General features: G+C 49.2%; 8 protein-coding genes. 4 read left to right on the top strand and 4 right to left on the bottom strand.

Features of this window, described 5'->3' with window-relative positions:
* Positions 1-5: 5 nt before the first annotated feature.
* Both malF and malE read right to left on the bottom strand, forming a co-directional pair.
* Entirely contained in the window at positions 6-1580 is a 1575-nt protein-coding gene (gene malF, locus AC6R0L_RS17465; protein ID WP_500629967.1) for a maltose ABC transporter permease MalF, read from the bottom strand.
* 73 nt (positions 1581-1653) lie between these two features.
* Positions 1654-2835, bottom strand: coding sequence for a maltose/maltodextrin ABC transporter substrate-binding protein MalE (gene malE / locus AC6R0L_RS17460; RefSeq protein WP_334551527.1), 1182 nt, complete (start codon positions 2833-2835; stop codon positions 1654-1656).
* Between the two features lie 649 nt (positions 2836-3484).
* Here malE and malK point away from each other — a divergent pair.
* Together malK and AC6R0L_RS17450 are read left to right on the top strand one after the other, a co-directional pair.
* Positions 3485-4609, top strand: coding sequence for a maltose/maltodextrin ABC transporter ATP-binding protein MalK (gene malK / locus AC6R0L_RS17455; protein ID WP_500629966.1), 1125 nt, complete (start codon positions 3485-3487; stop codon positions 4607-4609).
* A 186-nt stretch (positions 4610-4795) separates the two neighbouring features.
* Positions 4796-6331 (top strand): GGDEF domain-containing protein, encoded by a 1536-nt coding sequence (locus AC6R0L_RS17450; RefSeq protein WP_500629965.1) that lies wholly within the window; start codon positions 4796-4798, stop codon positions 6329-6331.
* 52 nt (positions 6332-6383) lie between these two features.
* Here AC6R0L_RS17450 and AC6R0L_RS17445 read toward each other — a convergent pair whose 3' ends face one another.
* A complete protein-coding gene (locus AC6R0L_RS17445) occupies positions 6384-7232 on the bottom strand; it encodes a phosphate ABC transporter substrate-binding protein (RefSeq protein ID WP_500629964.1) in 849 nt (282 codons plus the stop codon).
* A 163-nt stretch (positions 7233-7395) separates the two neighbouring features.
* Between AC6R0L_RS17445 and AC6R0L_RS17440 the strand changes: the two genes are divergently transcribed.
* Entirely contained in the window at positions 7396-7752 is a 357-nt protein-coding gene (locus tag AC6R0L_RS17440; RefSeq protein WP_500629963.1) for a DUF3024 domain-containing protein, read from the top strand.
* A 48-nt stretch (positions 7753-7800) separates the two neighbouring features.
* Here AC6R0L_RS17440 and rnb read toward each other — a convergent pair whose 3' ends face one another.
* Positions 7801-9807: an exoribonuclease II gene (gene rnb, locus AC6R0L_RS17435; RefSeq protein ID WP_500629962.1), complete on the bottom strand. Its 2007-nt coding sequence runs from the start codon at positions 9805-9807 to the stop codon at positions 7801-7803.
* 352 nt (positions 9808-10159) lie between these two features.
* On the opposite strand from rnb, the gene AC6R0L_RS17430 reads away from it, so the two are divergent.
* On the top strand, positions 10160-12082 hold the full coding sequence (locus tag AC6R0L_RS17430) for a DEAD/DEAH box helicase (RefSeq protein ID WP_487901641.1): 1923 nt from the start codon (positions 10160-10162) through the stop codon (positions 12080-12082).
* Positions 12083-12157 lie beyond the last annotated feature (75 nt).

Genomic DNA, 12157 nt, shown 5'->3' with positions numbered 1-12157 from the left:
CCTCCTTAATCTTGAGCAACTTTCGTGACACGTAGGTTGAGTAGCGCAAGTGCACCCACCAATAGGAAAATAAGCGTCGCGATGGCACTCGCCAGACCGAAGTCTTGACCGCCTGCACCTTCAAACGCGATGCGGTACGTGTAGTTCACCAGTAGGTCGGTGTAGCCCGCCGGCTCGGAGGTACCAATCATGTTTGGCCCACCTTGCGTCAACAGCTGAATCAATACAAAGTTATTGAAGTTAAAAGCAAAACTTGCGATGAGCAGCGGTGTCAACGGCTTGATCATCAGTGGCAGGGTAATCTTGGTAAAGTTCGAGATGAAATTGGAACCATCAATCGCAGACGCTTCGTAAAGATCGTCTGGAATCGCTTTCAATAGACCCATACACAAGATCATCATGTAAGGGAAACCAAGCCAGGTGTTGACGATAAGAATCATCATCTTCGCCATAATCGGGTCTGAGAACCAAGATGGGCTGATGCCGAAGAAGGCTTCCAGAACCATGTTCACTTCACCAAAGCTTTGGTTAAACAAACCTTTGAAAATCAGGATAGAGATAAAGGCAGGCACCGCATAAGGCAAGATAAGCAGCACACGGTAAATCGCGCGGCCTCGCAATGCTTCCCACTGAACAATGCTGGCGAGGATCAAGCCGATGATGACGGTTAAGCCCACGCTCACCGCTGAAAAGACAACTGTCCAGATGAAAATACTGATAAACGGTTCTTTGATGCCGTCGTCTTTCCAGACACGCTCAAAGTTGTCAGTCCCTATGGTGACGATAAAGCCAGGCGAGACGGTATTACCGATAAACTGCCCCTGCTCATCCACCGGCTGATAGAAGCCGACATCCATGTTCGGGCGTAGCATTTCACCAGTGCGGTTGTTGTACAACGCCTCGCCATCCTCTTGCAGGGTGTATAGAGGAACCACGGCAGCAAACTTACGTAAACCGCTCATGCGGATGTCTTCACCGCTCGGTAAATGCAAGTCTAAGCCATTGAGCACCGGGCGGTTTTGAATAATGGTTTTGATCGCTTCAGGTTCGCCATCTACATTGGTGACAGGCGTGAGATCCATGTCCGTTGTGGTGACATTGGCCAAATCAAACTCTTGCGTCACGAGCAGCTGTTCGCCATCTTCAATCGCGATTTTATGCCCTGTTCCCGTGTTGTAGAGAGAGAAGGAGTAGCTCTGACCACTTTGGTAGGTTCGATCAAGCAGAACCGTTTGCGCACGGTCGAAGGACAATTGGTTTTTCGCACTGTAGTTTGTAAATGCAAGACCGATTGTGTACGCCAAAGGAAAAAGAATGAAAAGGATCATCCCCGCGATACCTGGATAGATATAACGGTGGGCGTAGGTCTTTTTACTACCAAAGATAAACAGTGCGAGCGCGGTAAGAATAACTGTGAGCAGCGCAAACGCCATCTCACCACGAGAATACATTAGAATGGTTGCGTATCCGTTAACGATACCGACACTGCCTAGCAACGCCCATTTGATGAATACGTTTTTACTTGTAGGCAAGCTCGTTGTGGGTGATGCCATGGCATCTGTACCTTGAACTGACTGCATATGAGAACCTGCTAGCGATAAACAAAAAAGAGAAATGAAGGAGGGGTTACCCCCTCCTCAAAAGGTCGAACAATTACTTAGTCATTTGTTTCTCTGCGTCTGCAAGTGCTGCATCCACAGTTTGACGGCCATCAACGATGTTGATGATCGCATTTTTCGCGCTGCCCCAGAAAGCGTTCATCTGAGGGATGTTTGGCATGATTTCGCCGTTCATTGCGTTGTCCATTGTCGCTGCAATGCGTTGGTCAGAATCAAGCTCACGTTGGAACGAGTTCAACGCTACCGCACCCAGTGGCTTGTCATCGTTCACTTTGCGTAGACCATCGTTGGTCAGTAAGTAGTTTTCAATGAACTCAACCGCAAGGTCTTTGTTTGGTGACGCTGTGCTGATACCTGCAGTCAATACACCAACGAATGGCTTAGACGATTGACCTTGGAATTTAGGTAGTGTGGCTACGCCGTAGTTGATGCCTGACTTCTCAACGTTACCCCATGCCCAAGGACCGTTGATGGTCATCGCAACATTACCTTGGTTAAACGCAGACTCAGACACAGAGTAATCCATATCAGAAGAGATCACGCCTTTGTCGACTAGGCCTTTAACAAAGTTCATCGCGTCTTTTACGCCTTCGTTCGCGATACCCGCGTCTTTCACGTCGTAACCCGCTGAACCGTATTTGAATGCGTAACCGCCATCAGCCGCCATAAGTGGCCATGTGAAGTACGGTTCTTTTAGGTTCCACATGATCGCTTTCTTGCCGTTTTTCTTCAGCTCAGCGTCTAGTGCTTCCACTTCTTCCCACGTTTTTGGAGGGTTAGGAACCAAATCTTTGTTGTAGATAAGAGACAAAGACTCAACGGCGATTGGGTAACCGATAAGTTTACCGTCGTACTTCACTGCATCCCACGCGAAATCAACGATGCCGTCTTTGATTGCTTGAGAAGGCTTGATTTCAGCAAGAAGACCCGCTTCTGCGTAACCACCAAAGCGGTCGTGCGCCCAGAACACAATATCAGGGCCATCGCCAGTAGAAGCCGTTTGAGGGAACTTGTCTTGCAGTGCATCTGGGTGAGCGACTGTCACCTTGATACCCGTATCCTCTTCAAACTTTTTACCAACTTCAGCAAGTCCGTTATAACCTTTATCGCCGTTGATCCAGATGGTAAGTTGACCTTCTTCGATAGCAGCACTTGCACCGAATGAGCCAAGAGCAACAAGAGTACCGAGTGCTACTGCGCTTAGGGCGTTTTTCATGTTCATATCCTTTTTATATTTGTGTTGTAGGGCGTCACCAGAGGATTCGCCGTATTTCGACATATATTTTTAGCCATCGTGACAAGTAACTCATCCTCCTGCTCCCTACGCCCTCCGTATTATGGCCTATTTTCGTGATCACCATCGACGAAGGTTGGCGACCCAAATCACAAAACCAATCAGTAATGTGATCAGATTCATGCTTACCGCAAGCAATAATTTGAACTCGATCTCGCTACGCCTTTTCCTCCCCCCTAAGCCTCCTCCCCCTCTACTCCCCCTACAATTAATTGTGTCGGGAGGATGTCGGCGTGATCGGTTTCTCGCAAACTACAGACATCCAAGAGTGGATGGTAAGAACCCTTTCCAGCGACGTGTTTTTACGCAATAGCTGGTTGCAATGCCGCAGGGTTTGCTGTGATGGTGCAAGCACGTGATTGTTCAGGAAACTGATTTGATACGGGGGAGACGCTTGTTTCACACGGGGGAAGCAAACCTTAATTGGCTTGATGGGTGATGTGAGCGACTCCGTCACCCATTTTTTCTTACACTCAAGTTCACCTTACCTGAATTCCTACTATTATTGCTTGCCAGATAATTCATATAATGTTGAGCAGTAAAACAAAAATATTGATCGAGGACGAGCTAGATGGCGAGTGTCACGTTAAAAAATGTATGTAAAGCTTACGGTGACGTACTTATTTCAAAGAACGTTGATTTGGAAATCCAAGAGGGCGAGTTTGTTGTCTTCGTGGGTCCATCAGGTTGTGGTAAATCCACCTTATTGCGTTGTATCGCCGGTTTAGAAGACATCACCTCCGGTGATCTGTACATCGGTGATGAGCGAATGAACGAGGTTGAGCCTTCTAAGCGCGGCGTGGGCATGGTATTCCAGTCTTACGCGCTCTACCCACACTTAAACCTTTACGACAACATGTCTTTTGGTCTCAAACTGGCAAAAGCGAACAAAGCAGAAATTGATAAGCGCGTCGAGCACGCAGCAGAGATCCTGCAATTGAGCCACCTGTTAGAGCGCCAACCGAAAGCGCTTTCCGGTGGTCAGCGCCAACGCGTGGCTATTGGTCGTACGCTGGTCTCTCAGCCTAACGTGTTCTTGCTTGATGAACCGCTGTCTAACCTTGATGCCGCGCTGCGTGTTCAGATGCGCTCTGAGATTACCAAGTTGCAACGTAAGCTTGGCTGCACCATGATCTATGTAACGCACGACCAAGTCGAAGCGATGACCATGGCCGACAAGATTGTGGTCCTCGATGGTGGTTATGTATCGCAAGTTGGTCAACCACTTGAGCTTTACCATTACCCACAAAACCGTTTTGTCGCTGGCTTTATCGGCTCACCAAAAATGAACTTCATGAGCGTCTTTATCGAAGAAGTGGAAAAAGAGCGCGTGATGGTTCAACTTGCTAACGGCACCACATTCTGGATTCCAGTCGATGGGACGACCGTCAATCGAGGTGAGCGTATGTCACTGGGGGTTCGCCCTGAGCACTTGTTGCCTGCCGGTGAGGGTGACGCCGTGATTGAAGGTGAAGTCAACATCGTTGAGAAACTGGGTAACGAAACCCAAGTCTACATGCACATCGACGCTGCGGATGCGGACATGATTTACCGTCAACCAGACACGTTGGATGTTGATCCGGGAGATACCATAGCGGTTGGCATCCCTGCGCATCGCTGCCATCTGTTCCACAGTGATGGCCGAGCCTGTCGCCGTCTTCACCAAGAAGCGGGCGTAGCGCTCCCTAGCGCTTAAAACCGAGATACCGTTTATTGTCCTTCTGCCCAGCCTTCATCGCTGGGCTTTTTTATGCCTGCCTCACAGCTTCTAACCCAATAATTTACATTATTGCAATTAATTTCATATATTCTTGGTGTGGGTATTATACTTACTCAGTTGTATGACTATACTGTTCAATAGTTGGCTAGTGAGAAGAATAAAATGGAAAAGCAAGTTTCCGACATCCGTCGGACTCTGTTGTGTATCATCGCGATTGCAATGGGGCTCAACCTATTGTTGGTCGCGTATGTCACCACACAATACGGCGCACTCAAACGTGTTGAAGCGATGGTGGTCGAACAGACGCCTCAGCATTTCGATATGGCCCGTAAGCTCACCGAGATAGAAAGCAGCATTGGTTACCTTGGCTTCATCCACCACTTTAAAAACTACGTCCTCAGACGCGATGACAGCTACTATCACGCGGCCATTGCCAGTTACGAGCAATCACATCAGTTGCTCAGTGAACTAGCGCAGATGCAAACTACCAATGACTTCTCAACCGAAATTCAGATCCTCTCCAACACTTTAAATGAATACAAAGCCAACCTTGACCTCGCCCGCTCGCTACCCTACACCCTAACCAGTGCGGAAGTGGATGAGATCGTGGCGGTGAATGATATCGCTGCGGCGACCGCGCTTAAATCAATGCAAGACTCGCTGGAACCACACTTAGAAAAATCCGCTGTCGAAGCAGAGAAGGATGTCTATCAATCCATTCGCTACACGTTAGCCTTCAATATGCTGATGATCCCCATCATATTGGGCGCAAGCTTGTATATCTTTAAGACTTCTCGACGCTCGTATCGTTTGGCTCATGAACTCAATGCGATCTTTGATGTGTCGCCTGATGGGATGCTCTACATTGAAGACAACGGTCAAATCCTCTACGCCAACAAGAAGGCTTGCCAGCTGTTTCAATACAGTTTTGAAGAGCTCACCCAACGTAAAGTCGAAGATTTGGTTTCGCCCGAGCTTAGAGAGAAACACAAGCAATACCGTATCGACTTTATGAACAAAGCCAAACATCGCCGCATGGAGCAGCACCGCTCAAACATTCAGGGGATGTCTAAGACGGGCAAGCAGCTAGATTTGGCAGTGGCGATTGCCTCTGGCAGTGACATCAACCACAACCGAGCCGTGTGTATCGTCCGAGACTTGCAACCAACGCTCGACCTCAAGCAGCGCGCCGAAAAAGATCACCTCACTCAACTCTACAACCGCAGTGTGATGGACGATATGTTGCGCAAAGAGCTACAAAGAAGTCACCGCACTTGCGACCCTCTCTCCGTGTTTCTGATTGATTTGGATAATTTCAAAGCGGTCAACGACCACAAGGGGCATGGGGTGGGCGATCAAGTCCTCAGACAAACCGCGCAATTTCTTCTCAATCATACTCGCGCCTATGACCATGTAGGCCGCTGGGGTGGCGATGAGTTTATTGTCCTTTGCCCGAACTTAACGCCGGCAGACGGTAAGCACTACGCTGAGAGACTACGTGACGCGTTTAACCAGCTTGAGTTCAGTCAGCACCATGACATTACGCTGAGTATCGGTATTGTCACGTCCGATGAGCAGACCCATTACAACTCGAAAAACCTGTTTACCGCAGCGGACAACGCGCTCTACCGTTCAAAAAACGAGGGCAAAAATCGCGTCTACCACATAGAAGATGCCGCGGGTTGGCTGGCAAAATGACAAACGAAAGGCGCCTAGTGGCGCCTTTCATCTTATATATCCTAGCTGCGTTTTACTCGCTATCGCGCGGCTCTATCGGTTCTTGAGACTTATCCACTGCCACATAGCCGTACTCTTCAATGCGTTTTTTCGCCGCGCTGCTGGTGAGATAGTCGACAAAGGCTTGGCTCTCGTCATCAATCGATTCCGTCTTGTACAAAATGATGAAAGGACGAGCCAGCTCATATTGGCCACTGGCAATATTGTCGTTGTTGGATTCAGTGCCTTCAAACTGAATCGCTTTGACCGAGTTATCAATCGATCCCGTCGAAATAAAACCAATCGCCTGTTTATTGTGGTTAACGATGGTTTTCACCATGCTGTTGCTGTTCACCACCAAATTGTTCGGGCTGATATTAGACACCAAGCGGCCTTTGATCACTTTGGTAAGGCCAAGCAGACTTTCAAAACTGTAACGCGAGCCTGACGAGTCTTCTCGGGTCACCACAGCGATACGTTGATCCGGGCCTCCGACTTCTTTCCAGTTGGTGATCTTGCCTTTGTAGATATCAAACAACTGATCGCGCGTGACGTTTTTCACTGGGTTCGCTTGGTTGACCACGACCGCTAAGCCGTCATAGGCGATGGTTAATACAGACAGCGACGCATCGAGCTCGCTTTCCGTCAAATAGCGCGAACTCATCCCCAAATCGGCGACGCCTTTTTTCACTAGCGTGATCCCAGCGGTCGAACCAACACCTTGCACCGCAATGTAAGTCTCGGGGTGGGCTTTGTTGTAATCCTCTGCCAAAACATCCATGACACGCGCGACAGAAGTCGAGCCAGAAATATTGACCTCAGCAGACCACGCAGAAAAGGCCACGACTGTTGACATCAAAGTGGTCAACGCAATGCGAAACATAACTTTCTCCAAACAATTAGGCAGATAACAGCCGCTATCATATTTCGATAAGATGACAATTTTGTGAAAATCGATTCAGGCGCACTGTATTCGTAATCGGTCTATGCTTAAGTACTTACTACACAGAGTGCGCATGCATGAGACTTCACGTCATGGAGTGAGAATGGGACTAGTCAGTTTGCTACAAAAACAAGCCCAAAGGCGCGCGGAAATGATCTGTAAGCATCGCAATCAAAGCTTACCCGCTGAATTTGGCAAAGCCAGCTATGAAATGGCTGGGCAAGGTGTGGTGTTCATCAAACAATTCTTTTTACTCGATTCCAACCACTGCGAATATATGTCACCGGTAGCGAAAGTGGATTGGAATGACGACCTCGGCGCTTGGCAGCTCTTTATGCTGTCAGAGGAAGACTCTGACCAAGAGAGTTGGACTCCCTACCCCTATCTTCCCCCTAGCCTCGACCTCACTGCCATCATGCGAGAAGTCGATAAAGATCCTAAAGCCGTATTTTGGGACTAAAAAAGGGAGCCGAGGCTCCCTTAACAACACGTATCGTGCTCTTTGAGTTTACGACGCCGGGCTCTCTTGCGTTTCAGGCGCGGCGACCACATCCGCAAAGACTTGAGTCGGTTTGGCAACTAGGCTTCGCGTCTCCTGATTTACCTCATTGAGCACCACTTCAAGCACATCGCCCAATCGATAAATCACCTCGTTGTCGATGCTCACTGTACCTTGTTCGCCATCGCACGCTAGACGCTCTTTGTTAGCCAGGATCAATGAGCCTGGAATAAACGCTGCTGCGCCATTTTCTAGCAGTCTCACGCGTAGCCCAGCGCGGGAAACATCGAAGATCTCTGCATGGAAAGGTGTCGCTTTTTCCACCTCTGACGCTAATGTGCGCGCATACAACCAATCACCCACATTACGCTCAGCAATTTTATGATGCTTACGGTGCAGCGCAAGCTCTTCACCCACGGTTTCGTCTGCCGTTTGTACCGGCGCTTTCCCAAGGATGTGAGCCTTAAGCATACGATGGTTAATCATGTCGCCGTACTTACGAATCGGTGAGGTCCACGTGGCGTATAAGTTTAAGCCCATCGCATAGTGCGGAAGAGGTTGATTGCCGATTTCGCTGTAAGCTTGGTATTTACGAATGCGGTTATCTAGGTAAGAGGTCTCTTGTGCCGCCAACCAGCGACGCAACTCAGCAAAACCTTCTAAGGTCGCAATAGACTCTGCCGTAAAGGGTAGCTCACCTTCTGGGTTAACCAAGTTTACCACGTCAGCGATCTTCTCTGGCTTGAAGCCGGCGTGGGTGTTGAATACACCTGAATCAAAGCTCGCTTGCAGCGTTCGACCCGCACAAATGTTGGCGGTGATCATCGCTTCTTCCACTAAACGGTTCGCGCAGCGGCGCATATCCGCATGAATGGCAACCACATCGTTGTCTTCACTCAACTCGAAGCGGTAGTCAGGACGGTCGGGGAACACAACCGCGTGCGTCTCACGCCATTGCGCACGTGCCAATGAGAACTGGTAGAGATCTTGAACCACTTGCGCAATGGTCTCATCCGGTTGCCAATTGTCGCAGTGGCCGGTCTCTAACCAATCAGATAGCTGGTCATACACCAAACGCGCATGAGACTGAATGTGCGCGGCAAAGAACTGAATGTCATCACAGATCACGCCATCTTTACTTACCGTCACACGGCAGCACAGCGCTGGGCGCTGCTCGCCTTCAATCAATGAGCAGAGATCATCGGCAAGATCACGCGGCAACATTGGGATGTTGCGCCCGGGCAGGTAAATGGTAAAACCACGCTCACGCGCGACTTTATCCATGTCACTATCTGGAGTGATGTACGCGGTAGGATCGGCAATCGCGATCGTCAATTCAAAATCGCCCGATTCCGTTTTCTTCGCGTACAACGCATCGTCCATATCTTTGGTCGACGCGCCATCAATCGTCACAAACGGAACGTCAGTCATATCGACACGTTCAAGGTCAGCGTCGTCTTTAAGTTCCCAGTGGTCGATACCCGCGGGCTCACTGTTTGGCAAGTCGTTTTGCGCCAACGTCACCCACCACGGCGCAATTTTGTCGTCTGCATCGGTGATTTTTTGTGAGATCTCAACAAAAAAGCCATTGTCACCCTTAAGCGGATGACGGATTAAATGAGCAACAACCCAGTCGCCCTCTTTCAAATCATCGCTTTTAATGCCTTTGCACGTTTTCGCTTTCAGAGACAGCTTTTTCAGCTGAGGATGATCCGGGGCAACGTTCAGTTTGCCTTTGAACCATTTCACACGGCCGATGAAGCGCGTTAAACCTTGCTCCAATAGCTCTTCCGGTTCAGCGACTTCGCGCTCCTTTTCAGTACGAATGATGGCTTTGACTTTATCCCCATGCAGACATTTTTTCATGTACGGTGGTGGAATAAAGAAGCTGGTCTTGCTGTCGACTTCGAGAAAGCCGAACCCTTTCTCGGTGGCTTTAATCGTGCCTTCTTTTTTCGGAAGGGTTTCTTGGATTTGCTGCTTTAGCTGAGCGAGTAGCGGATTGTCTTGGAACATGGATACATTTCTAAGCAAAAAAATTGCGCACACTATAACATTGCCGCCTCGACCAAACCACCTCACGCCGATGACAAGCGAGCAAAAGCCGCGCAAAGCGCTGAAAAAGGCAGCGATGATGACGCTTTCATGAACACCCAGTTCAGTTTTGAGAACTTTTTGTGATGAAACTCAAGTTTTTCTGGCTTTTGTTATGTTTTTCAGGAATAATTCGCACCCTTGTTTACGTCCCTAGTGGCTTGATGCGATTTACGACTCATCCGCATCTGAACGGAATCAGCTCTTTCTGGATTGATATTGGAATTGGTAGAGCTCATGGGACCTTTAGTTGAATTAATATAGTAGGATCCCAATGACAGATTCTGTAATCAAGTTTAGTGACTTGTCACTGAACGACGCCATCCTATCCGCTCTAGACGGAATGGGCTTTGTATCTCCAACTCCTATCCAAGCAGCAGCAATCCCTCACCTGATGGAAGGCTCTGACGCACTAGGTAAAGCACAAACCGGTACCGGTAAAACAGCCGCTTTCTCTCTACCTTTGTTGAACAAACTTGACCTTGCTCAGCGCAAGCCTCAAGCGATCGTTCTTGCTCCTACCCGTGAACTGGCTATCCAGGTTGCAGCGGAAGTGAAAAACCTCGGTAAAAACATCCAAGGTCTAAAGGTATTGGAAATCTACGGTGGTACGTCCATCGTTGACCAAATGCGAGCGCTTAAAAATGGCGCGCACATCATCGTCGGTACTCCAGGTCGTGTTCAAGATCTGATTAACCGCGACCGTCTGCACCTCGATGAAGTACACACCTTTGTCCTTGATGAAGCAGATGAAATGCTTAACATGGGCTTTGTTGACGATGTAACAGCTATCATGGAGCACGCGCCTTCATCTGCACAGCGCGTTCTTTTCTCTGCGACTATGCCTCCAATGTTGAAAAACATCGTTGAGCGTTTCCTTCGTGAACCTGTGATGATCGACGTCGCGGGTAAGAACCACACCGTTGATAAAGTAGAGCAGCAATTCTGGGTCGTGAAAGGCGTAGAAAAAGACGAAGCGATGTCTCGCATGCTTGAAACAGAAGAGACAGATGCCTCTATCGTGTTCGTTCGTACTCGTCAAGATACTGAGCGTTTGGCTGACTGGTTGTCTGCACGTGGCTTTAAAGCGGCGGCACTGCACGGTGACATCCCTCAATCATTGCGTGAGCGCACCGTAGATCACATCAAACAAGGTGTGATTGATATTCTGGTTGCGACAGACGTTGTCGCTCGTGGTCTTGATGTACCACGTATCACACACGTATTTAACTACGACATCCCATTCGATGTTGAGTCCTACATCCACCGTATCGGCCGTACTGGTCGTGCTGGACGTAAAGGTAAAGCGATCCTGCTTGTGCGCACTAACCAAATGCGCATGCTACGCACCATTGAGCGCGTGACTAAATCTTCTATGGAAGAGATTCAACTGCCACTGCGTGACCAAGTTGCCCAAGCGCGCCTTGTAAAACTTGGTGAAGAACTTGCTGGTGAGAAAGAGCACAAGTCTCTGGACAAATTTGCGGAACTGGTTGAACAGCTTCAAACCACGCTAGAGATTGACGCAAGCACGCTAGCGGCTATCTTACTGAAACGTCAGCAAGGCAAACGCCCGCTATTCTACATTGGTGAAGATCCAATGGTTGAAGCGATTGAGCGTGACAAGCAACGTCGTAAAGAGCGCCGTGAAGGTGGCCGTGATGGTCGTCGCGAAGGTGGTCGTGAGCGCAACTTTAACACCCAAGATTGGGATACTTACCAATTGCAAGTGGGTCGCGAGCAAGGCGTACAAGTGAAAGACATCGTTGGCGCATTGGCGAACGAGTTGGGTCTAACTAAAGGCTCTATCGGTGCGATCAAGCTGGCTCAAGGCGAAACGTACGTTCAGTTGCCAAAAGCGATGTCTTCTGACACGGCAAGCAAACTTCGCAAGCTGCGTATTCGTCAAAAGCAAGTGGATGCAGTGGTCTGTGATTTTGACGACTTCCGCGAGCCTCGTGGACGTCGTGACGGTGGTCGCCGTGAAGGCGGACGTCGCGAAGGTGGCTTTGGTGGTCACCGTGGTCGTGATGGCAACCGCGAAGGTGGTTACCGTGGCAACCGTGAAGGTGGTCGTGGTCATCGCGAAGGCGGCCGTGATGGTGAACGTCGCTTCGACCGTAACCGTGGTGGTGATCACCGTGGTAACTACCGTGGCGAACGCGGCCATGGTAAAGCACGCCACTCTGAAGCTTAATCTTCATTGGTTAAATAAGAAAAAGGTACGCATTGCGTACCTTTTTTTGTGTCTTTTGTTGTTAGGATTGGACCG

It is taken from the genome of Vibrio sp. R15-SG3-ISO1A (genome assembly GCF_059833955.1).
The sequence above is the reverse complement of the archived record's forward strand: the minus strand, read 5'-3'. Positions and strand labels throughout refer to the sequence as shown.